We start from the raw sequence: 21,386 nt of genomic DNA, 5'->3' as shown, positions 1-21,386 counted from the left end.
ACACGCAGTTTATTGAGCCAGGGGCTATAACTCCCTGGCTTTTTTTATAGCTTTACTAGCCCTAATTGATCGTTATAAACGTACTGTTTCTTTTCATTATGAGGAAAATTCAATTCACCATAGCGAATAGAAACGACTTTTTGGCTTAGGTCTTTTTCTGAGGCCAACGTGATACAACTTTGATCAAAGTCACGTGTTAACCACAGCTTTGCCATAGCGAAATCGTCTAGAGATTCCCGCCGAATATTGAGTATAGCTTCTCGATTAATCACATGGCCGTCATCATCTTTTTCACAGAAGAAGCTCGCTTGGTGTGGTTCACTAAATACCAAATATGTATTTAGACTGGCTTGGCTTTGACGAAAGGGTGTCAGTATTTGTGGTAAAGCCGTTAAAAACCAATGCTGATTCAACCAACCTTGAAGAGTGTGAGGGCCAATCTGCGCATCGCTGCCTGTCGTTTTATAATTTGCTAACCAGCGCCATGTGGCGATGTGTTCGAGTTCTGATAATCTGTTGGTTTCTGATACGTTACGCATGTATTTAGCGGTTAAATGATCGGATAATTGAATTCTTGGTATCGCATCCAGACGTTTGCCAATTTGCTCCACATCGAGCAGATCATCTAGGTTATGGTGTGCTAGGCAAAGGCTATTTTCTTCAAATCCAGGTCGATTAAATACAATTGAATCTTCTCGCTGTGTATCACGAATGCCCTTCCAGTTGTATTGCATGAGCGCAATGTTAGTGCTCTCTACTTTATCCTCTCGATGCCGTCTCACACGCCCTGCGAGCTGAATAATGGCACGGTAAGAGGAAGGTTCTATGACGGCCCAATCAAAATCATGGTCTCGCCCTACTTCTTCAACCGGCGTAGCGACTAAGATAAAGAGCACATTGCGCACGTCTGGTTGATTTTGCTGAATACGCTTTACATGTTGTCTAATAATTGAATTTTTTAGTGCGTTTGGTAATTCGCCCGATTTCTCTTTGCGTTTGAGCACTTCGTCCAAATGACGTTCTTGCTCAGAGCGCAACAACATAACTTGTTGACTGTGATACGCCATAACACGCACTTCGATATGACTAGGTAATGCCTTGGTAAGTAGATACTTGGTCAGGGCAACACACGGCGAGATGTTCGCCATACGTACTACACCAAAAGAGACTCTTAACTGAGTTACTGGATCTTCAAAATAGTGCGCTTCATGCTTTAAGCATGCTTGTTGAAAAATCACACTAAAATACGCACCTTGCTTACTCTCAACAACATCGACATCCTGTTGCCTTTGGGTCTTATGTTGCTCAATAATACTTTGGCAAGAAGCAATGTCCGCTTTACGTTTTGCGGGTTGCTTGCCTAATTTTTCCACCCGCTTCTGAATGAAGCCCGCATGATTGTCTCTATAAGACAAAATGGCACTTTCAAGATTCTCTGCACTGTTACTCTGTACTTCGGTAGCAAATTCATCGATCCAAGCACAGCCAATAATAGGGCTAGCATCGCGAGTTTGACAGTATAAACGCCAGCCATCCCGATAGGCTTTAAAGTAACCTTCTGCCATGTGAGGTGGAATCGTGGCGGAAGAAATCATCACTTTACGCCCTAACATGCCAGCTAGGTGGATCAACCGACCGATGGCGATTAAGTCGTCTCCGGTGAAGTCGTCAATTTCGTCGATCACAAGATCTGAAGACATCAGCCGCAAAGTCGGTAATATGTAACGACCGCCCCGCTTAGTCTCTGTGGCCGACATGAGATGATCTATCGTACAAGCAAGCACTGGAGCATACAGAAACTGCTTGTCTCGCTGCTTGGTTAACACCGTCGTTAAGGCGTGCTCTGGAATGGCGCAATCAAAGTCAACATCTTCGTTTAATAGTGACTCTTGTGACTCTGAACCAGAACTTTCATTAGACTCTTTTATTTGTAACGCCACATTACGCTGATCTAACTCCATCACGGCACGAGAGCCGATCAGTACGGCCAATTCGCTGTTGTCTAAGCCCACTCTGTCTCGATATTCTCGTCCTGTTTGCAAGGTCAAGGTACGAAGCCCCAACGCTAATACAAAACGTAAACTTTTCTGATCCTTGGACAATGCCCGCATAACTTTGGCGTTAGCAAAGGTTTTGCCACAACCCGTGCTGGCCATATTAACGGCAAAAAAACCTTGCTTGAGTTTATTGGGTTCAATGCTTCGATAATATTCGGTGATTTTATTAACGGCCTTATCTTGCCATTGAAACGCTTTCGGGCTTGCTTTTCGTAACGTTTGGATGTCTTCGGCAAAAGGTGGCTCGTTTTCAAAAGCAGGGAGCAAGTGAGCAATTCTGGCTGAATGCTGGGCAACACCCACTAAGTGCTCATCTAGCTTTTGCTTCAATTCTTGGGTGTTTTTATCTGTATTGGCAAACAGTCCTGTGGTGTCTTCCCACCCTTTAGCGGCGTCTTGAGAAGAGTAATAATGATCCCCCAACATTAAGCACAAACGAGCGTGATTCAATACCAGACGATAGCTGCCATTCTCGATACTTTTCAGGGCATAAGCTTTATTTTCGATAAGATGTTTAGACCAACGCTTGACGTTTTTCAGCCACTGATTTGAGTTGCTTAACAATCCATTGGGGAAGCTAAAACAGCTTTTTAAACGTTTTTGGTATTCTGCTTCGTTTTGACGATTTTCATAACCCCACTCTTTGGTGATGCGCCGCAACATGATATTCATAGATTGCGCTTGCTCGCTTTTGTAAATACCAGATTGATCTTTAAATAAAGAAGGCAAGCGGTGATGAGAAACAATTAACCATGCAATCAGCTGGGCTATCGGCGGCAAGTTTGCTAACGGCGTTAAAGCCGAATTTTGAACGAGTATCTTTAGTTGTTCTTCGTCGATATTTCCTTGGTAAAGCTTTTCCAACCATTCGTCATCTGTTGCGCTATTGGTTGTTTGAACAAATGCACGCAGTAATAAAAGCGAGATCCATTCGTGTCGAATGGGATCACCTTTGAACTTATTTTTACTGTTCGGCGATAGCTTTTCTTGAAACAGTTTAGTCGCTTTACCCCAGTCATGTAGGAGCGCGGCTAAACTTGCTAATGCTTTAATTAATGGCAAATAATGCCAATCGTTTTCCATTTCACTTTTTAGCAAATCTCTTCGTGTACTATTCACTGGCACTACACCCTGTTCATTAAATTTCGTTTTATTCCCCACTACCCATAAAAACTGACTTCTCGACCGTGAGCGTATCCAGTGGCAGCTTACGGCGGTGTTTTTGCTGGCGGTTTTACGTAGCATTTTTTTGACGGTTAAAAGCCCATCTTCAGTAATAAGAGTTTGCCAGGTGTTGTCGCCAATTCGGTTGGCAAAGGCATCAAGAACACGCCGTGTTTTTTTGAGCGAGTTTTTCTCGCACTGAGAAACAAAGGTCACCATCATGGTTATTTTTGCTCCAAACTTTTAATTGTGGCGAATTCGCCATAATTAAAATCTGGGTTGTGGATGCGTTCCCAAATGCCTAAATACTCCACTGTGTTGCGGTTGCGAAGCCAATCTGAAATAAAAAAATCTCCCTCTTTTACCTTGAGCATATTGGTCAATGAAATATAGTCATCATCGGTTATTGTGATGCTTTCACCTAGGATGCTTACTACTTTGTTCTTGCTAGCCATCACTCTTCTCCTTGGCTTTGTAATGCTAGGGATTTCACCGTATCAAACATAAAATCCAGCGCTTTATGGTCGGTGAATTTTTGCAGTACCTGCTGACGAAATTCTTGTTCTGTGGCGTTTTCTTTGGCACAAATAAAAGCCCAAGGCAGCACGATGGCATCTTTTATCAAGTCCGCGACATCGAACACCAAGGCACCGCGTCGGGTTTTGCCATGCATAACAGCAAAACCATGAGGTATGCCAAGCACCCACAAACAACAAGCGGCTAAGCCATAGGCAAGATAATTGCCGTGGTTTAAGAAGTCGTTGGCTTTGTCGTTGCTATTTTTTGTCGAGCCTTGATGCTCACGCTTAAAACCTTCAATGTTCACAGCATTCGCGGCGTATTTATAAAGTGCTTTGGTAAGTTGGGCTTCTGTCAGCAATAAGTCAGACTGCTTGGTCGCCGCATCGGTGCGATTGTGAAAAATTTGGAAAGACGTTTGCAAAATCGAGTCTTGCAATGCAAAACCCTCACTTTTGAGGTCTTTGTCTTTTGTCCAAATACGTTCTAAATAATCTAATCGTGTTCTTTGAAATGTCTTTGCCGCTTCTAGGCGTTTGCCGTCATCAAACCAAAATTGCAACCAACCATGCAGGTACTCGGTGGGGCGATATTCACTCTGAGGCGTGAACCATTCGACTTCACATGCCATATAAAGCGGCGTTCCACCACCGCCACAAAACCCAACTAATACTCCGGCTTGAGCGAGCATACGCATGGCGGCTTGGGTGATAGAGGTGCCGTTACCAAGAAGAAGTACTGTTGTGTTGGCAATCGGGATATTAAAATATTGGTTTTCTCCTGCCTTCTTATTAGAAAGTGTTTCAGTCAGGTAAAGAACGCGCCCATCTTTTTGCATGACGCGACAATATTCTAGGTAATACATATTGGCGCGCTTGGAGTGCAATATGGCTTTCATGTCTGATGGTGAAAACTGTTCCATTTAAAATTCCTTCTTGGGGTTCCTGTTGTTTTCTATTTCTGTTTTATTCTGGCTTATAGAGCAACTTAACGACACTTTGCCCCACTCTTCTTGTTTCAACAATCCTGTGGTTTTACACAGGTAAAAAAACTTTACAGGTGTTGGGCGGTTTTCCGTTTAAACGGCGTTTTTCAGTCGTATAACCATTGTTTTATGTCGGTATAGTTTACACAGACGAGTTGTTGGGCCTGTGGGTTGGCTTCGAGCATTTTGGTTTTGATTTGCAGGTCGTCGAGGGTGTATTTCACTAGAGCGGCGCGGGTGGTGATGTGCAGTTGGCCGTTGGTCATGCCGTAGTCGTTTTCGAGGACGTTTTTTTGTTTGTCGGTAAGGCGGGGGTCTGGGGACAATATCAAGGGCACTTGTGTCGTCCAAAGAACGTCTTGTTCTTGGGTTTGCACGGCAGGATCACCGTCGTAAGCGACGCTTTGAAAGCGGCTGAGTACGAAGTCGAGGTATTGATCACGCAGGGCGCAGTACGCTCGAACATGCCAGCGGTTGGCAGTTTTGACGAAGGAATGCGGGTATAACAAGCGGCCTTGTGGGTCGCTGCTGGCGACCGATAAGTATTCACAGTCTACCGCAGCATGGTCTTTAACGGCTTTTAATAATGGCCGCATCACTTGAGGTGAAACAAAGCGCGGCAAAGGGTCTATACGATATTGGGTGCGCTGAGTGGGTTCTTGAGAAAAGGTAGGAATGCGGCCAAAGTTCAGCCATGCAAAGTATTCATCTACGGTTTGATCGATGTAGTATGGGACGAAGTCGTCGGTCACTTGATAGGCTTTACGTGTGGTGTCGTAGGTTAGCGCGTTAGGAAACTCGTGTTGATATTGGGTCAGTAAATGGCTGACGCTCTGCCGCGTTAAACCAAGGGCGGCCATGAGGGGTTTGGTGTTAATTTGCCCTTCCCAAAAGGCAATGAGTTCGAGCATCCAGTAACGTTGCGCTGTGTCCATTTATTCGCATCCTTTGCATTTTTGACTGTCTAGCCCAATCTAGCGCAGTTTTTGTTCTGTGCCAAGCGAGGCTCTTATCATCCAGTTTCGAGGGGTGAGATTTTTATCACAAAAAGGGCCGATGTCAACGCAGTAGCCATTTTCCTCTAAAAACAGAGCACGATCGAGAACAAGCCAGTATTCCAATGCCGGGCGAAAAAGCTGGCTGATGGCTTCGAGTTTTTGGACGTGCTGATAGCGTTGTTCACCCATACTTTCAAAGCCGTCACAGGGCACTTGGTTCAAAAGGGCTGAAAGCTGTTTTTGCTCTGCAGCCCAGTGGCAAAATGCGGTAAAGCCTTGAGTTAATATGGCTTTTTGTATGGAAGGCACTGGCAGGTAATGATCTTGTTGGCGAGCGGTGCGCTGCCATGCATCAAAGCCGAGTCGGTAAGTAAGCTCGAGTTGTTTAAGTCGCTGCTCACGGGCACCTGCCGTGGCCACTTCCTTGACAGCGAGTTTTAAATCGGCTTGTCGAAGCGTGAGCGCCGATTGCTTGGCCGACGTCGACAAAGGCTGGTATTCGGCGTCTTGGGTTAGGTGATAACAACAAGGCGAAATACACACTTGCTGCGTGCGTGCATCGACGGCTTGTTCGAGCAAAACTCGATGCAAATCGCCACAAGCATGCAACGCCACGACACAGTCGGTGTCTTGCAAAGCCGCTTGGCCTTGATGTTTGAGCACATTGGCGTGGGTAAAAGTTTGCGCTATTTTTAGTCGTTTGGCTTCTTGCTCGCCGGCGTCACACAGCGTTTTTTGCCACTCTAGGCTGTGTACGGGGCAGCCATGTTCAAACGCCAACAGCTTGCCTAAATGCCCTTTGCCCGCACACCACTCAAGGTACTGTTTCGCTACGGGCGTATGGCCGACAAAGGCTTGAATTTGCGCCCATTTTCGCCCTTTTATACCGTTCGCCACATAGCTTGGCATTAGGTGAGTCTGTTCTTGCTTCGGCGGTAAAGGGGTGAGAGCCGGACGAGTCCAATCTCGCGATACAGCCAAACTTGGACATAGGCAAAACACGTCGTCGTAAAAGCGCTCGCTGTGGAGTTCGGTTAACGCAACCTGTTCAAGATACGCCGCCAAATCTGGGAAAGCCGCTTTCCATGGGGTATCGAGGCGCAAAAAGGTATCGAATTGCCAGAGTAAAGCGTGGTCATGTAGCCAGCGGTCGAGTGTGTTAAAACGCGGTTGAAAAGCAGTCATAAAGGGAGCACATGAATGGGGTGAAAGTAAGTGTCTTTTTTTCTTTACAGTGGCCAGGAAATTTACCTTGTTGTTGCATTGTATTTTGTCATAAAAAAGGCAAAATGAAGACTCAATTTAACGACTGTTTTTATGCATCTAAATGGTCGCGGCACTGTGACCGCGACCCCTAATAAGGACCCCGCAACCATCATGTTCAAGCATCTTAACGCTGTTTCTGGCGACCCTCTTTTAGCTCTTATCATGGCTCATAAACTCGATCCAAATCCAAAGAAAATCGATTTGGGTGTGGGTGTGTACAAAGACGATAACGGCCATACGCCGATTTTAAATACCGTCAAAAAAGCCGAAGCCATTTTGCTTGAACAAGAAGATTCCAAAAGCTATTTGGGTATTTTTGGTGCCGCCGAGTTTGAAGCCGTCATCAAAGATTTATTACTGGGCGAAAACAATCCGCTGATGGCCTCTGGCCGCGTTCGTTCGACCCAAACACCTGGCGGTACGGGCGCGTTGAAAGTTGCGGCGGATTTTATCAGCGCCAATTTGGCGGGTGCTCGTCTTTGGGTGAGTGATCCGACGTGGGGAAATCACAAATCCATCTTTGATTCTGCCGGCGTAGAAGTGAAAGATTACCCTTACTACGACCCAGCGACGAATGGCCTTCGCTTCGACGACATGATGGCGACCCTAAAAGCGGAAGTAAAAGCAGGCGATGTGTTGTTGTTGCACGCTTGCTGCCACAACCCAACGGGCATCGATTTGCAATTTGATCATTGGAAGGTGCTCACCGACTTTGTCAATGAGCGCGGCTTATTACCGCTAGTCGATGCGGCTTATCAAGGTTTTGGTGATGGCCTAGACGAAGATCTCGCCGGCTTACGCCACATGGCGGCAAATGTACCTGACATGCTGATTGCCAACTCTTTTTCAAAGAACTTTGGCATTTACCGTGAGCGTTGCGGTGGCTTAAGCGTGATGGCTGCAAACGCAGACGAAGCGAATGCCGCTCTGTCTATTATTGGTCAGGCGATTCGTGCCAACTACTCCATGCCACCCGCTCATGGTGCGGCGGTGGTGTACACCATTATGAGCAGCCCAGAACTCAAAGCAGAGTGGGAACTGGAAGTAACGGCCATGCGTGATCGTATCAACGGTTTGCGTGAAAAGCTGGTTGCGAAACTGGCCGCTTCTGGGGTGAGCAAAGATTTCAGCTTTATTCAAGATCAACGGGGCATGTTTTCGTATTCTGGCTTAACCCTAGAGCAAGTTCGTACCTTGCGCAGCGAATACGCGATTTACATCGCGGATACCGGCCGTATGAGCATTGCCGGTGTCAGTGACAGCAATATCGATTATTTGTGCGAGAGCATCGCCCGCGTTGTTGGCTAAATTGGCCGTTATATTGACGGTTTAATTGACCATTACACTGATCAATAAAAAGCGTGGCAGTCACAGTGACTACCACGCTTTTTGTGATCTACACAGTAAAATTCAGTGGTCGTATTAAGCTCAGAATACTCAATGCAATGTGCGAGTTTGAGTGTCTTTTATGCCAGCTTTAATTTCTGGGTGATAATGCGTTACCAATCGCAAAATCGACGGTTCTAAATTGTCTCGCCAAAACGAGACTTCCGCGTCGACCATGGTCTCGAGCTTTTCCCAGCCGGCTTCGGTGCCAAATAAACGCACAGGGGCCAATACATCATCAAAAAAGGCCCGATCACCGCCGATTCCCATGCCGATTAACTTAGCGCCTCGCACAAAACCCACACACCACTCTTCCACCAGCAAACTGTATACGCCATCGACTTCTTGTTCTAAGTACACCGGGTAAAAATCGCCAAACAGCAAGCTGTTCATGGTTTCCATGTACATGATCAACACCAAGCTCAAAAACTCGTCTTCTTGTTCGGTGGATTCCCACACAGGCTGGTCTTCATCTGCACCCCAGATGGCATTCAGCCAAACATCGGGCTCAAGCTCTTGCATGGAACACCCTAGCGCGGTTAAAAAACCATCCAGTTCGGACACACACATGAGTGAACGATCTGTGCCGAACGTCAGTAAATAATGGTCTATTTTTTCATAAAGTACTTCTTCGCTGATGACATCGTCATCTTTTTCTTGAGACATTACATCGTTTCCATTTAGTTGGAGGCCGTGATTATCGTAACGACTGGATCACCGTTTTTAATCCACAATCGCTAAGTTGCCATAGGTTTCTAGCCAATGTTTGCGGTCGCCGGCGCGCTTCTTCGACAGTAGTTTGTCGAGTAATTCGTCGGTGTTTGGTTTGTCTTCCATGGTGAGCTGAATTAAGCGACGTGTATCCGGTGCCATGGTGGTTTCGCGCAGCTGAGATGGGTTCATTTCGCCCAAACCCTTAAAGCGCTGTACATTGGGAGTACCGCGTTTGTTTTCAGCGGCAATTTTGTGCAGAGTGATGTCTTTTTCCTCGTCGTCTAGGGCGTAGTAGACTTCTTTGCCCAAGTCGATTCGATACAAGGGTGGCATCGCCACGAATACATGCCCATTATTCACCAAAGCCGGAAAATGCTTCACAAACAAGGCACAGATCAAGGTGGCGATGTGCAAACCATCGGAATCCGCATCGGCTAATATACAAATTTTGCCATAACGCAAACCGCTTAAATCATCGTCGCCAGGGTCCACGCCAATTGCAACGGACATGTCGTGTATTTCTTGCGACGCCAGCACTTGGTTTGAATCCACTTCCCATGTGTTCAAGATCTTACCGCGCAATGGCAAAATGGCTTGAAAGTCTTTTTCACGGGCTTGCTTAGCCGAGCCTCCCGCCGAGTCACCTTCGACTAAAAACAATTCGCTTCGAGAAGTATCTTGTCCAGAACAATCGGCTAATTTCCCCGGTAAAGCCGGGCCTTGGGTGATTTTTTTACGTACAACTTTTTTGCTCGCACGCAGACGTTTTTGCGCGCTATTGATCACAATATCCGCAATCTTTTTGCCGTCTTCCACATGGGAGTTTAGCCACAAGCTAAAGGCGTCTTTTACGGTCGCTGAAATAAACGCCACGATTTGACGCGACGACAAACGTTCTTTGGTTTGCCCCGAAAACTGAGGCTCTTGAAGTTTCGCCGACAACACATAACTGCACCGATCCCACACATCTTCTGCGGCCAATTTAATGCCACGGGGCAACAAGCTATGAAAGTCGCAAAACTCTCGCATCGCTTCTAATAAGCCGGTACGCAGACCATTCACATGGGTGCCGCCTTGCGCCGTGGGGATCAGGTTAACGTAACTTTCCGTAACCAAATCGCCGCCTTCGGGCAACCATTGCACGGCCCAATCAACGCCTTGGGTTTTCTCACTCAAACCGCCAATAAATGGCTCATCAGGCAAGAGCACAAAACCTTCGTTGGCTGAAGCCAAGTAATCTTTTAAGCCATCTTGGTAAAACCATTCTTCGCGGACTTCTGTACTGCCACTTTGGTCAATGAAGACCACGTGCAAGCCAGAGCACAATACCGCTTTGGCTTTGAGCAAGTGCTTCAGGCGTGACAAGGAGAATTTTGGGCTGTCAAAATATTTGGTGTCGGCGGTGAATTTCACCTTGGTGCCGGTGTTCTTTTTGCCAACGGTGCCGATTTCTTTTAATTCGGACGTTTTAAAGCCATGCTCAAAACCTATGTGATATTGAATGCCATTGCGTCGCACCCACACTTCTAAAGACGTCGACAAGGCGTTGACCACAGACACACCCACACCGTGCAAACCACCGGAAAACTGGTAGTTATCGCCAGAAAATTTGCCGCCTGCGTGGAGCTTGGTCAAAATCAACTCAACCCCCGAAATGCCTTCTTCTGGATGAATGTCGACGGGCATACCGCGGCCGTTGTCTTCCACACTCAACGAGCCGTCTTTGTATAAAATGACTTCGATGCGGTCCGCATGACCCGCGAGGGCTTCATCCACCGAGTTATCAATCACTTCTTGCCCTAGGTGGTTTGGCCGTGTGGTGTCTGTGTACATCCCCGGGCGTTTTTGAACCGGTTCTAAACCGCTGAGAACTTCGATAGATCCCGCGTTGTATTCTGTTGCCGACATGCGTGTGATTTCCAATGTGATCGAGCGCTGCGAAGAAAAATAGCATAACGCTTTTTAATGTAAATACGATGGGACAGAGTCTATCATTGGTTTTGTACCGTGTGAAACGCTCTGATAAAAGCCGTCGTTTAGTCGGTGATTATTTGGGCAAAGCGTAAAATATCACCCGTAAAACGCTCAAAATCGACGAATCTGTGATCGCCGCCGGCTTCTTGTGTGAGCCGTGCAACTTGGGGGAACGCAGTTAACGCCGCGCGATAATCTAATACCTCGTCGCCTTCTTGAACCATGAGCCAATAACGTTTTGGCGTGGGCTGGGCAATCACCAAGTTTTCCAGTTCCAACATGTGTGCCCCAGTCAATTCGTATGCTTCGTTGGTGTAAGGGTTTTGTTGGTGCCCTAAGTGTCGCGTTAACAGCGTAGGTGCTTGCACCGCAGGGTTCACTAGCACGGTATTTAGGTGGTACTTTTCCGCCAAAAAAGCCGCGTAGAAGCCGCCCAGCGAGCTGCCTATCAAGGTCACCCCTTGAGACAAATTCTTTTCTATCATGGCTTCAAGCTGAGCAATGGCTTTGGCTGGCTGCCACGACAAACACGGCGAAAGCACGGCATTGGGTTGCCCCATTTTCGCCGCCGCGTCCATCAGCACCGTCGCTTTATGAGACCGATCTGAACTGTTAAACCAGTGAATATAGAGCAGTACTGGCATAGGAACTCACTGTTTTATCAACCTTTACGTAAACTCAAAAGAGATCACATGATTCAACCGATGACCGTGCTTTAAACACAATTCCAATAAATCAGCCAGTTGCTGATTCAAGCGAAATTTCTCGTCCCGGTGTAGCATGGCGTCGTTAGGATAAGGGTACACGCCGCTGTATTGGCGGTGTCCATCGGTGATTTCTGCGATGCCCACATCGTGGTACAAACGAACTGTCATTAACAAGGTGGTTTTAAACAGCAATTTTTGCTGCATTTCTGGGCCGAACTCTAAGGTGATTTCCGATGTGAAGCGGCTTTCTTTGCCTAAGGTCAACCGCAAACGACTTTCTTGATCGCCCGATGTATGAACGGAAAAACACCAGGCGCTCATTTCTTCTTGACCACGGATGAGCTTGTTCATGCGACGATAATTCAGCTCGCCCAGTTGCTGTAAACTGACCAAATTCGGTACGTATTGACGGTTTTTTTTCAACGAATAGGAAGTATCGGCCATAATCAGCAACCCCAACGCGCCAGTAAATCGGCTTTATTCAGCGCAAACCACTGTAATGCCATGATAGTGCTGGCGTTTTCAATGTCGTATTTGAGTAACTCAACGGCGTCGTTAGCGTCCAACAAATGCAGTTTGATGTCTTCGTTTTCATTATCCAAACCATAAGACTGAGTCAGATCCACTTGGTTGGCATCGAACTCTGCGACGTACATACGCAAGTATTCCATCAATCCACCGGGAGACGGCACAAACTTAAACATGTATTCCAAGCGTTTAACGGTGACTCCCGCTTCTTCAAACGCTTCTCGGCGTGCCACCACTTCGTCACTTTCGCCCTCTTCAACCATACCCGCCACCACTTCTAGCAACCATGGCGATTCGCTTCGTATCACCGCAGGGCGAAATTGCTCGATCAGCAGTATTTTGTTTGCTACTGGGTCAAACAACAGCACACAGACAGCATCGTTGCGCACCATCATTTCCCGCTGCATGGGTTTGCTCCAGCCGCCGTTGAACTGGCGATGACGCAAAGTCAGTTTGCGCATTTCAAAAAAGCCTTTATAAAGACACTCGTCTTTTAAAACTTCCACGTCTTTTTTGCTATAGGTTGGTTTAAAGGTCATAGTATCTCGTCTTAAAAACTTAAAAAGTATCTCGTTTAAATAGGGTAATTTTATGGAAACAATACGTTGCGCTTGGTGTTTGGGATCGCCTGAATACATGGATTACCATGATCACGAATGGGGACGACCCATTTACGACGACCACTCTTTATTTGAATGCATTGTACTCGAAAGCGCCCAAGCCGGCCTCAGTTGGATCACTATTTTACGCAAACGTGAGGGCTACCGAGCACTTTTTCATAATTTCGACCCGGTTAAAGTCGCCGCTATGAACGAAAACGACGTGGCACGCTTATTAGTCGATGAGCGTATTGTTCGCCATCGCGCCAAGATAGAAGCGACCATTAACAACGCCAAAGCGTTTTTAGACATTGTCGACGCCTTCGGCTCTTTTAGCGACTATTACTGGGCGTTTAGTGATCATCAAATCATAAACAATCCTCTGAAGCATCATACTGATGGCCCTGCGGTGACTGAGCTGTCTACACGATTCGCTAAGGACTTAAAAAAACGCGGCTTCAAATTTCTTGGCCCAACCACCTGCTATGCTTTTATGCAAGCCACTGGCATGGTCAATGATCACATTGAGGCCTGCGTGGCGCGACAACTTACAATAAAAGCACAACAAGGGAATAGTTGATTTCATTAATGTTTTGTCAAAAAAGGTCGATACATTAGAAACATTCTTTGTACAATTATACTTTTCATAACCTGAATAACGACAAAGAGTCGACATCAACACTTTTCACCTTTTGGCCTGGTATAACAACATGTTCAACAACAAAAGTATCCTGATTACAGGCGGAACCGGTTCTTTTGGCCGCGAGTATGTCAAAACATTATTGGCCAACTACCAACCCAAGCGTCTGGTGATTTATTCTCGTGACGAGCTAAAACAATACGAAATGCAGCAAGATTTTGATGCCCCTTGTATGCGTTATTTTATTGGTGATGTACGCGACAAAGACCGCATGACGCAAGCCATGCGCGATGTGGATTTTGTCATTCATGCCGCTGCGTTAAAGCAGGTGCCCGCCGCGGAATACAACCCGATGGAATGCATCAAAACCAACATTCACGGAGCGGAAAATGTGATTGCGGCGGCCATTGCCAATAACGTCGAAAAAGTCATTGCTCTTTCCACCGACAAAGCCGCAGCACCAATCAATTTATATGGCGCCACTAAACTCGCTTCCGATAAACTGTTTGTGGCGGCCAACAACATGGTTGGCCAAGGTCGTACACGATTCTCTGTGGTGCGCTACGGCAATGTGGTCGGCTCTCGCGGCTCTGTGGTGCCGTTTTTCCAAAAACTCGTAACCGATGGTGCCGAGTCCATTCCCATCACCCACCCAGATATGACACGCTTTTGGATCACTTTGCCCATGGGCGTGGATTTTGTGTTAAAAAACTTCCAACGCATGCACGGTGGTGAGATTTTTATTCCCAAAATTCCGTCTGTACGAATTTTGGATTTGGCCGCGGCCTACGCGCCCCATTTGCCCACTAAAAACGTGGGCATTCGCCCTGGCGAAAAGCTCCATGAGGTCATGTGTCCTGCTGACGATTCTTATCACACCTATGAATTTAAAGACCATTATGTGATTTCGCCCAGTATTAAATTTTACCAAGATGATATGGATTTCGGTCACAGCCGATTAAATGAAATAGGAACGCTTGTGGAGCCAGGTTACGAATACCAATCGGGTAACAACCCGCACTTTTTGAGTATTGAAGAGATTTTAACCTTCGATGACGCACATTAAGAAGCACGCTGAATTGATGAACACGGCTGTAATAAACACAGATTTCATCCCTTATGGCCGCCAATCCATCAGCAAAGAGGACATAGCAGCCGTCGTCAAAACGCTGCAATCTGACTTTCTCACGCAAGGCCCTTGTGTTGCAGAATTCGAGCAAGCCGTGGCCAACAAGGTCGGTGCCCAGTATGCCGTTGCAGTAAACAGTGCGACATCGGCGCTGCATTTGGCGTGTTTGGCATTGGGCGTAACAGCAGACGATCGAGTGTGGACGTCGCCTAATACCTTTATTGCGTCGGCCAATTGCGCTCGTTACTGTGGTGCGTCGGTCGATTTTGTCGACATTGATCCGCATACTTACAATTTATGCGCCAACAAGCTGGCGGACAAATTAGCGCTCGCCAAGCTCAGCAATACATTGCCTAACGTGGTGATTCCAGTGCATTTCGCGGGTCAATCTTGTGACATGTTGGCCATTCATCAGTTATCGCAAGAGTATGGCTTTCGCATCATCGAAGACGCATCCCATGGGATTGGCGCGCTCTACCAAGGCGATTATGTGGGCAACAGCCATCTCAGCGACATTTGTGTGTTTAGCTTTCATCCGGTGAAAATCATCACCTCAGCCGAAGGCGGCATGGCGCTGACCAACCACGAGCAACTGGCTAAACACATGCGCACGCACGCGCATCAAGGCATCACAAAATCCCCAGACGAATTGACCCAGACACCGGGCGACTGGTATTACGAACAGCACACATTGGGGTTCAATTACCGCATGACGGAGCTGCAAGCGGCGTTGGGGTTGTCTCAGTTGGCAAAATTGGACGACTTTATTGCCCAACGCCACCAGCAATTCGCTTTATACGCGGAGCTATTAAGGGATTTGCCAATCACCTTACCGTATCAATCCAACGACAGCCGGTCGTCGTTGCATTTGTATCCGATTTTGTTGCCACAATCGCATATATCGGCGCGCAAAGCAGTGTTTGATGCCTTACGATCAGCGAATATTGGCACGCAGGTTCACTACATACCAGTGCATACTCAGCCCTACTTTCAGGCGCTGGGCTTTACTTGGGGAGATTTCCCCGTGGCGGAAGACTATTACCATCGCACGCTGAGTTTGCCTCTGTTTGTTGGCTTAACCCCCGCACAGCAGTACCATGTGGTGGCGGTTTTAACACACGCGTTAGCTGAACAAGGCATCAAGTAAATGACTCGTGTAGCCGTGATTCCAGCCCGTGGTGGCTCCCAACGCATTCCCAAAAAAAATATTCGTTTACTCGATGGTAAACCGCTGATTGCGTATTCCATCGAAACCGCGCTGGCGTCAGGCTTGTTTGATCGGGTGATTGTGTCTACTGACGATACCAATATTGCCGCGGTTGCCCAAGCGTTCGGCGCCGAAACGCCTTTTTTACGGCCAGCGGATTTATCCGATCACATGACCGGCACCACGCCCGTGATGCAGCATGCCTTGCAGTATTTGATCCACGAAGGGAACGAACCAGACGAAGCCTGTTTGATTTATGCGACGTGCCCCCTGTTAACGCCTGCCGATTTACAGCAAGGCCAAGCACAACTGGCTCACATTGAAGGCTTTTGCTTTTCAGCTACTACTTTTGGGTTTCCTATTCAGCGCGCCTTGCATATAACCGCCACAGGCGAACTGGCGCCCATGTTTCCTGAACATATCCAATCAAGATCGCAAGATTTGGTGGAAGCGCTACATGATGCAGGCCAGTTTTATTGGGCACGCACGCAAGACTGGTTCGATAAGGCGATTTTTGGGCCGCACTCCTTGCCTTTGATGTTACCAAGACACCGCATTCAAGACTTGGACACAGAAGAAGACTGGCTGCGACTTACGCAAATTATGCTGTTAAAAAAAGCATCGAAGTTGAACCTGTCATGAACAATCAGTTTTGTTGATGGATAAAATAATGCGTCACCTGTTTGGCGACACGCTCCGCTCCTCGACCATCAACGCATTGCTGCGCGATGTTGCGTGCGGCTTGTTGCCAGGTTTTATCGTGCCATTTTTGTTCCAACCTTTGCACTAGACACGCCACCTGAGCGGCTTGCTCAAGTGGCGCCACAGTGTCAAAGCCTACTGAGTCAAATCGTACTGAGTCACACCAGCCCAAGGGCACGTGCTGTTGCAGCGAACGCGTTTGGTTGTCGGCAGTTTGAGCAAACAAAGTCGGCACACCAAAATACGCCAACTCAAATAAAGTACCGCCCGCGGCCGAAATGGCCATTTTTGCTCGGCTCATGAGCGGTGTCACATCGGATAAACCTTGTTCCAGTGCGATCTGATTCACATCGCAAAACTGTTTCACCGCTGCGGCGTTGTTTGCCTTGGCGCCTAACAACACTTGAATCGCATTGAGCGGAAACCCTCTTGCTTTGAGTGCCTGCAAAATAGGCAAGGTTAACGCCAGCGGGTCGGTTCCGCCAAGGGTAATCAATAGTTGGTTTGAAGCATGACAATGTTGACGCTGAGTAGATCGCGCTAGAAATTCAGGTCGCAGCAAGGCGTACTGACGGCCGGTTAATGGATGCTCAACATGGGTGGAATAGGTTTCATTAAGTGGATTGAGCAACCATTTGGCGGAGAAGTTGCCACGGTCATTCATATCGTCCAGCACTAAGAGAGCCGGCTGAACCTCAAACAAGGCGTTAATCGCGTCGGCACTGTATCCATAATGATCTACTATCATCAAATCAGCGGTTTTCGCCAAGGCGATACCTTCTTCTTCTCGATCAATCAGGTAATCCTCTGACGCCGAAAAAGCCTCATAGCGACGATCAACAACAAAGTGACAATGCCAGCCTAATTGCGTAAACGCATGCGCTAATGCTTGGCAACGCACCCTATGTCCCATGCCGAGCTCGACCGACGCATCGGCGCGAATCAGCGCTTTCACGCCATCATATCCCACGCCAAAGGCTGGCCTTTTTGCACATCGGTGGATAAAGTTTTGCCGAGCACCTCAGGCCAATACTTAGGCGCTAAACCCAAAGACGGTCGAATAATTTTTAAATGCGCGTCGGTTAACACGGTGCCCGCCGGTAGATCTGTCGCTACGTAAATCGAACGCCGGTATTTTTTCGCCACTTGTTCAGCGTCTGAACCGCCATACATCACGGAGCCAAGTGAAGCCTTAGCGGCACGACAAGTCTCAACCAAGATCTTCATTTCAGCAGGTTCTATGGAAAAGGCCGCATCGACGCCACCGGCACGACGATCCAACACAAAGTGCTTTTCAATCACGGTGGCGCCCAATGCTGTGGCCGCCACCGAGGCTGCTATGCCTTGAGTATGGTCAGATAAACCTACATCACAGCCGGTGCGATGGGCCAAATCAGCCATGGTAGCTAAGTTTGAATCGCCTATTTTGGCCGGATAAGTACTGGTGCATTTGAGTAGCGTCAGTGGGTTATTGCCGATAGCACGAATGGTCGCAACGGCCTCTTCAATTTCTGCACAGCTTGCCATACCTGTAGACATAATAATGGGCTTACCGGTACGAGCCACGGCTTGAATCAACGGAATGTCGGTTAGTTCAAAAGAGGCGATTTTGTACAGGGGCACATTGAGTGATTCTAAAAGCGCCACGGCACTTAAATCGAATGGTGAACTAAAGGCCACCAGCCCTAACGACTCAGCCAATTCAAATAACGGCTGATGCCATTCCCATGGGGTTGAGGCTTTGGCGTATAAATCGTAGAGGTTCTCGCCACGCCACAAGCTGTCACGTTCTGACACCATAAACTCTCCATGACGGATATCGAGCGTCATGGTGTCTGGTGTGTAGGTTTGCAATTTGATGGCATCGACACCGGCGTTGGCTGCGGCGTGTATCATGGCTTTCGCCAGTTCAAAGTCTTGGTCGTGATTGCCCGATAATTCAGCAATAATAAATGGCGTTTGCTCAAACATAATTAGCCGCGGCTTACCCGTTATAATGAGTGATGAGGTGATCGTTACCTTGATCGACGTATTCCGATGCTTGCTGAAGCATGCTGGGCATTTCGTCTAGAAATTCACACCATGGCATAAATAAGTGTCGCGCACGCTTGACCGTTTCGGCTTCGTCTTGGTATTTGAAAATAAACTGCACGATCAAAAACGCAGAATACGTAAAAGAGCCAATTAAAAGATCGAAAATATGACGATGAATACTGCCCTTCAAAAAATAAATTTGACGATGATGGGACCATAACAAATCACACACTTGCTCTCTTGTGGTGATTTTTTCATCCCAACCTTGCTGCAATATTTGACTGATTTTACGGAAGTCGTCTACTGAAATAAGCGAATCGGCAGATCGATCCAATAATGATGCAGGAGCGTCGGTAAAAAAAGTGGCTTCAAGAAGATCAATCAATCTTGAGTGATCCACCTTTGGGTCCATCATCAACACATCGTCCATTTTAAGGGGTGTCACGCCTTCAATTTTCGCCCCATCAGAAAGATTAAAGCTTTGAAAGTTACGGCGTTGATTCAACTGTCGAGTCAATGATTCAAGCTGAACTCGCGATGTGTCCATGATCCCCGTAGCAAACACTGTACCACCAAAATTACCTTCGCGCTGAACGAGCGCCGCTTCTTGGAAGGTTTGAAAACCCGTCTCTTTGCCTTCCTTATAGTAACCACTGTGAACAGAATGATGGCTTCCTTTATCTTTGAAACCATTATCAACGCCTAAATAATAGACGTTGTTAAAACCAAATAAATGCACATAGGCCAGCGCTAAATTGGCCACGACGGGATTACAATAGTTTAGCTGTACGTATTCTGCATTGTCACCAGAAACTCGAATCTGATTCAGCATCAGTGAGGTGATGGCTTCGCCCGGTTTCATTGCCATTCCAGAGCGCTTAAAGCAGTCAAATAACCCTGGGTGCATCACATTCACTGACAAGCCCCATATTTTATCGAGGTAGTCTTGGTCTAAAAATTGAAATTTATCGACGGTCTGTTTCAGTCGTTCAATATCCACATGAATGTCGGGGGTAACGCCCAACTTTTTAAGGGTATTAATGGTCGAGCCACAACAAATAAGCAGAACCTGTTCGCGCACTTCTTTTACTAATTCAATGCCTTGATCCAGAGACGGGCCATTACCTAAAATAAAAACAGGGGTATTTACGGCCCATTTTGGCAAAGCATTGTGGCCAGGAAAGTAGGCTAATTTGGTATGGCTGAGGGATTTTAACCCTTGAGCAATGCCGATAAGAGCATCATCAAAGAATCCCCATCCCATGACTTGACGGGCGTATTGTTTTTTAAAAGATTCAATGGCTAAGTTATTTTCTGGACTGGTGTAAGACACGTGCAACATGGTTTCTGGCGCCATGAAGTAACCATTCTCTTCTAGCTGACGCAGGTATTTTTCGGTGAATTCTTCGTGATTAACGCCAAGAAAAAAATGGATAGTGCGCCCATCTCTATTAAACTTTTCAAGAATAGGCTGCCATTCTATGGCAAATAACGAGTAATAAAAAAAATCCAAATCGCACTCATAAAGATAAAGATGCTTTATATCGCGCTCTGCCAGAATCAGTTCGAGCTGGTAGCCAAATTCAACACCAAACAATATGAGCGAGCCAGAAAACTCAGGCCATGTTTCCTGCAACGCCAATCCCTCTGCCTGCAGGTTCACTTGATCCAGTATTTTATTGCTGTAATAGACATGTCGACTAGGGTGTTTGTCTGTGCGTTCGAGGTTCAAAAAAGTTTTATTGGGCGCCTTAAAGGCCAAGGATACTTTGTGAGCGGCTTGCAATGTGGGTTCTGTTGAGAAAAGAGGGACACCAACATCTTCGCGATATAAGTTTAAATCACCATTCTCCTCTACGTAAACATGACGTTTTTGGGGCTGATAATCCTGAAAAGACTCAAAAATATGAGGCATGACCTCTGCAAAAATGGTCATGTTATCTAGATAACGCTGAGTCAGTGCTTTGTCGTTTTCTTTAAGACGTGCCGTGCCTTTTTTGAACATATCAAAAAAAGCTTCTGCCTGCTCAAGTGACAACTGTATTTCTTCATTTTGCATTTTTCACGCCTTTATATTGATTAACACCTTGGCGGTTTTTTTTAACTTGGTAAAGCTGCTTTTGCATCTCGGCATGCACAGTCGACACTAATTGATTGGCCACTTTATGTGTGTTGATGAAGTGACGGATTTTCTCGTTGTCGATAGGGTCTGGTTGCGGCTCAATAGACAAAATAAAATCATGATTGCGATCACACAATTGCTGTATTTTCTCTATGTCTTGGTCGATAACGCTCTGTTCTAACGCCCTACTTAATTCGGCTAAGTAAGACACATCAAACATTAAATTGCTCCGACACGCGCTTCACCCTGACCGGAATACGCCATTTGCTTATCCGCTGAAGAAATCTGGTCCCATGCACCTTTAATCTGCAAAATAAGGCCCATAACTTGCTCTATTATAGACGTGTCTTTTTGAACACTGGCTTCGGTAATACGAACCACCATGTAATCGTAAAGAGACTCAAGGTTATCCACTAATTCTGGGTTAACATCTCGATCTAGAGCGTCGCGCAGAGCATTAATAATTTCCACCGCGCGCGTCAATGCATCGGCTTTCCCTGCCAAATCGGAACGTTCAATACAGCCTTTACCTAACGCAAGTTTTTCAAGTGCGCCTTGCATTAACAGCTGAATGACACGGTGAGGGTCTGCTGAAGCTAAATCGGACTTTATAGAGTCCTTTCTGTAAGCTTGGATCCCTTTACTCTTGTACATA

20 protein-coding genes are annotated in these 21,386 nt (G+C 46.8%); 5 read left to right on the top strand and 15 right to left on the bottom strand.

Annotated features, from left to right (window positions below; genetic code table 11):
- Positions 1-44: 44 nt before the first annotated feature.
- The 5 genes from cas3f to FXV75_RS03930 all read right to left on the bottom strand — a co-directional run bounded on the left by cas3f (position 45) and on the right by FXV75_RS03930 (position 6,908).
- Positions 45-3,443 (bottom strand): type I-F CRISPR-associated helicase Cas3f, encoded by a 3,399-nt coding sequence (gene cas3f / locus FXV75_RS03950; protein WP_148831278.1) that lies wholly within the window; start codon positions 3,441-3,443, stop codon positions 45-47.
- Between the two features lie 2 nt (positions 3,444-3,445).
- Positions 3,446-3,676: a KilA-N domain-containing protein gene (locus tag FXV75_RS03945; RefSeq protein ID WP_148831277.1), complete on the bottom strand. Its 231-nt coding sequence runs from the start codon at positions 3,674-3,676 to the stop codon at positions 3,446-3,448.
- The gene (gene cas1f / locus FXV75_RS03940) at positions 3,676-4,662 is read right to left on the bottom strand and encodes a type I-F CRISPR-associated endonuclease Cas1f (RefSeq protein ID WP_148831276.1); all 987 of its coding nucleotides are present in this window, start codon (positions 4,660-4,662) and stop codon (positions 3,676-3,678) included. The genes FXV75_RS03945 and cas1f overlap by 1 nt, the downstream gene beginning before the upstream one ends.
- 170 nt (positions 4,663-4,832) lie before the next feature.
- Positions 4,833-5,660: a WYL domain-containing protein gene (locus FXV75_RS03935; protein ID WP_148831275.1), complete on the bottom strand. Its 828-nt coding sequence runs from the start codon at positions 5,658-5,660 to the stop codon at positions 4,833-4,835.
- 39 nt (positions 5,661-5,699) lie between these two features.
- Positions 5,700-6,908 carry a methyltransferase gene (locus FXV75_RS03930; RefSeq protein WP_148831274.1) on the bottom strand — a complete coding sequence of 403 codons (1,209 nt, stop codon included), beginning with the start codon at positions 6,906-6,908 and terminating at the stop codon, positions 5,700-5,702.
- Positions 6,909-7,100: 192 nt separating this feature from the next.
- Here FXV75_RS03930 and FXV75_RS03925 point away from each other — a divergent pair, with 192 nt between their 5' ends.
- Positions 7,101-8,297 (top strand): amino acid aminotransferase, encoded by a 1,197-nt coding sequence (locus tag FXV75_RS03925; RefSeq protein WP_148835207.1) that lies wholly within the window; start codon positions 7,101-7,103, stop codon positions 8,295-8,297.
- A gap of 129 nt (positions 8,298-8,426) precedes the next feature.
- Here FXV75_RS03925 and FXV75_RS03920 read toward each other — a convergent pair whose 3' ends face one another.
- The 5 genes from FXV75_RS03920 to FXV75_RS03900 all read right to left on the bottom strand — a co-directional run bounded on the left by FXV75_RS03920 (position 8,427) and on the right by FXV75_RS03900 (position 12,837).
- A complete protein-coding gene (locus FXV75_RS03920; RefSeq protein ID WP_148831273.1) occupies positions 8,427-9,041 on the bottom strand; it encodes a UPF0149 family protein in 615 nt (204 codons plus the stop codon).
- Positions 9,042-9,098: 57 nt separating this feature from the next.
- Positions 9,099-11,006: a DNA topoisomerase IV subunit B gene (gene parE, locus FXV75_RS03915; protein ID WP_316247121.1), complete on the bottom strand. Its 1,908-nt coding sequence runs from the start codon at positions 11,004-11,006 to the stop codon at positions 9,099-9,101.
- 119 nt (positions 11,007-11,125) lie between these two features.
- Positions 11,126-11,707, bottom strand: coding sequence for a YqiA/YcfP family alpha/beta fold hydrolase (locus FXV75_RS03910; RefSeq protein WP_148831271.1), 582 nt, complete (start codon positions 11,705-11,707; stop codon positions 11,126-11,128).
- A 24-nt stretch (positions 11,708-11,731) separates the two neighbouring features.
- Positions 11,732-12,214, bottom strand: a complete 483-nt coding sequence (locus tag FXV75_RS03905) for a DUF1249 domain-containing protein (protein ID WP_148831270.1) — start codon at positions 12,212-12,214, stop codon at positions 11,732-11,734.
- Between the two features lie 2 nt (positions 12,215-12,216).
- The gene (locus tag FXV75_RS03900; protein ID WP_148831269.1) at positions 12,217-12,837 is read right to left on the bottom strand and encodes an NUDIX domain-containing protein; all 621 of its coding nucleotides are present in this window, start codon (positions 12,835-12,837) and stop codon (positions 12,217-12,219) included.
- Between the two features lie 52 nt (positions 12,838-12,889).
- Between FXV75_RS03900 and FXV75_RS03895 the strand changes: the two genes are divergently transcribed.
- The 4 genes from FXV75_RS03895 to pseF all read left to right on the top strand — a co-directional run bounded on the left by FXV75_RS03895 (position 12,890) and on the right by pseF (position 16,515).
- Positions 12,890-13,477, top strand: a complete 588-nt coding sequence (locus FXV75_RS03895; RefSeq protein WP_148831268.1) for a DNA-3-methyladenine glycosylase I — start codon at positions 12,890-12,892, stop codon at positions 13,475-13,477.
- 130 nt (positions 13,478-13,607) lie between these two features.
- Complete coding sequence (pseB, locus tag FXV75_RS03890; protein WP_148831267.1) at positions 13,608-14,603, top strand: UDP-N-acetylglucosamine 4,6-dehydratase (inverting); 996 nt, start codon at positions 13,608-13,610, stop codon at positions 14,601-14,603.
- Positions 14,590-15,813, top strand: coding sequence for a UDP-4-amino-4,6-dideoxy-N-acetyl-beta-L-altrosamine transaminase (pseC, locus tag FXV75_RS03885; RefSeq protein WP_262368457.1), 1,224 nt, complete (start codon positions 14,590-14,592; stop codon positions 15,811-15,813). Before pseB ends, pseC begins: the two co-directional genes overlap by 14 nt.
- A complete protein-coding gene (gene pseF / locus FXV75_RS03880) occupies positions 15,814-16,515 on the top strand; it encodes a pseudaminic acid cytidylyltransferase (RefSeq protein WP_148831266.1) in 702 nt (233 codons plus the stop codon). It begins immediately after the preceding gene.
- A 4-nt stretch (positions 16,516-16,519) separates the two neighbouring features.
- Here pseF and FXV75_RS03875 read toward each other — a convergent pair whose 3' ends face one another.
- The 5 genes from FXV75_RS03875 to fliS are packed head-to-tail and all read right to left on the bottom strand — an operon-like array spanning position 16,520 to position 21,385.
- Complete coding sequence (locus tag FXV75_RS03875; protein ID WP_148831265.1) at positions 16,520-17,530, bottom strand: PseG/SpsG family protein; 1,011 nt, start codon at positions 17,528-17,530, stop codon at positions 16,520-16,522.
- A complete protein-coding gene (gene pseI, locus FXV75_RS03870; RefSeq protein ID WP_148831264.1) occupies positions 17,527-18,546 on the bottom strand; it encodes a pseudaminic acid synthase in 1,020 nt (339 codons plus the stop codon). Before pseI ends, FXV75_RS03875 begins: the two co-directional genes overlap by 4 nt.
- A gap of 13 nt (positions 18,547-18,559) precedes the next feature.
- On the bottom strand, positions 18,560-20,668 hold the full coding sequence (locus FXV75_RS03865; RefSeq protein WP_148831263.1) for a 6-hydroxymethylpterin diphosphokinase MptE-like protein: 2,109 nt from the start codon (positions 20,666-20,668) through the stop codon (positions 18,560-18,562).
- Positions 20,658-20,951: a hypothetical protein gene (locus tag FXV75_RS03860; RefSeq protein WP_148831262.1), complete on the bottom strand. Its 294-nt coding sequence runs from the start codon at positions 20,949-20,951 to the stop codon at positions 20,658-20,660. The genes FXV75_RS03865 and FXV75_RS03860 overlap by 11 nt, the downstream gene beginning before the upstream one ends.
- Complete coding sequence (gene fliS / locus FXV75_RS03855) at positions 20,951-21,385, bottom strand: flagellar export chaperone FliS (protein WP_148831261.1); 435 nt, start codon at positions 21,383-21,385, stop codon at positions 20,951-20,953. Before fliS ends, FXV75_RS03860 begins: the two co-directional genes overlap by 1 nt.
- Between the last annotated feature and the right edge of the window lies 1 nt (position 21,386).

Origin of the sequence: Marinomonas sp. IMCC 4694 (genome assembly GCF_008122525.1) — a bacterium.
Lineage (GTDB): Bacteria > Pseudomonadota > Gammaproteobacteria > Pseudomonadales > Marinomonadaceae > Marinomonas.
The sequence above is the reverse complement of the archived record's forward strand: the minus strand, read 5'-3'. Positions and strand labels throughout refer to the sequence as shown.

What these genes read in the sequence shown, in the direction of transcription:
- FXV75_RS03930 (WP_148831274.1), bottom strand. Translation starts at nt 6,908, where the DNA reads ATGACTGCTTTTCAACCGCGTTTTAACACACTCGACCGCTGGCTACAT.
- pseB (WP_148831267.1), top strand. Translation starts at nt 13,608, where the DNA reads ATGTTCAACAACAAAAGTATCCTGATTACAGGCGGAACCGGTTCTTTT.
- FXV75_RS03935 (WP_148831275.1), bottom strand. Translation starts at nt 5,660, where the DNA reads ATGGACACAGCGCAACGTTACTGGATGCTCGAACTCATTGCCTTTTGG.
- FXV75_RS03905 (WP_148831270.1), bottom strand. Translation starts at nt 12,214, where the DNA reads ATGGCCGATACTTCCTATTCGTTGAAAAAAAACCGTCAATACGTACCG.
- FXV75_RS03920 (WP_148831273.1), bottom strand. Translation starts at nt 9,041, where the DNA reads ATGTCTCAAGAAAAAGATGACGATGTCATCAGCGAAGAAGTACTTTAT.
- FXV75_RS03865 (WP_148831263.1), bottom strand. Translation starts at nt 20,668, where the DNA reads ATGCAAAATGAAGAAATACAGTTGTCACTTGAGCAGGCAGAAGCTTTT.
- pseI (WP_148831264.1), bottom strand. Translation starts at nt 18,546, where the DNA reads ATGTTTGAGCAAACGCCATTTATTATTGCTGAATTATCGGGCAATCAC.
- pseF (WP_148831266.1), top strand. Translation starts at nt 15,814, where the DNA reads ATGACTCGTGTAGCCGTGATTCCAGCCCGTGGTGGCTCCCAACGCATT.
- FXV75_RS03900 (WP_148831269.1), bottom strand. Translation starts at nt 12,837, where the DNA reads ATGACCTTTAAACCAACCTATAGCAAAAAAGACGTGGAAGTTTTAAAA.
- cas3f (WP_148831278.1), bottom strand. Translation starts at nt 3,443, where the DNA reads ATGATGGTGACCTTTGTTTCTCAGTGCGAGAAAAACTCGCTCAAAAAA.
- FXV75_RS03910 (WP_148831271.1), bottom strand. Translation starts at nt 11,707, where the DNA reads ATGCCAGTACTGCTCTATATTCACTGGTTTAACAGTTCAGATCGGTCT.
- pseC (WP_262368457.1), top strand. Translation starts at nt 14,590, where the DNA reads ATGACGCACATTAAGAAGCACGCTGAATTGATGAACACGGCTGTAATA.
- fliS (WP_148831261.1), bottom strand. Translation starts at nt 21,385, where the DNA reads ATGTACAAGAGTAAAGGGATCCAAGCTTACAGAAAGGACTCTATAAAG.
- FXV75_RS03945 (WP_148831277.1), bottom strand. Translation starts at nt 3,676, where the DNA reads ATGGCTAGCAAGAACAAAGTAGTAAGCATCCTAGGTGAAAGCATCACA.
- cas1f (WP_148831276.1), bottom strand. Translation starts at nt 4,662, where the DNA reads ATGGAACAGTTTTCACCATCAGACATGAAAGCCATATTGCACTCCAAG.
- FXV75_RS03860 (WP_148831262.1), bottom strand. Translation starts at nt 20,951, where the DNA reads ATGTTTGATGTGTCTTACTTAGCCGAATTAAGTAGGGCGTTAGAACAG.
- FXV75_RS03925 (WP_148835207.1), top strand. Translation starts at nt 7,101, where the DNA reads ATGTTCAAGCATCTTAACGCTGTTTCTGGCGACCCTCTTTTAGCTCTT.
- FXV75_RS03895 (WP_148831268.1), top strand. Translation starts at nt 12,890, where the DNA reads ATGGAAACAATACGTTGCGCTTGGTGTTTGGGATCGCCTGAATACATG.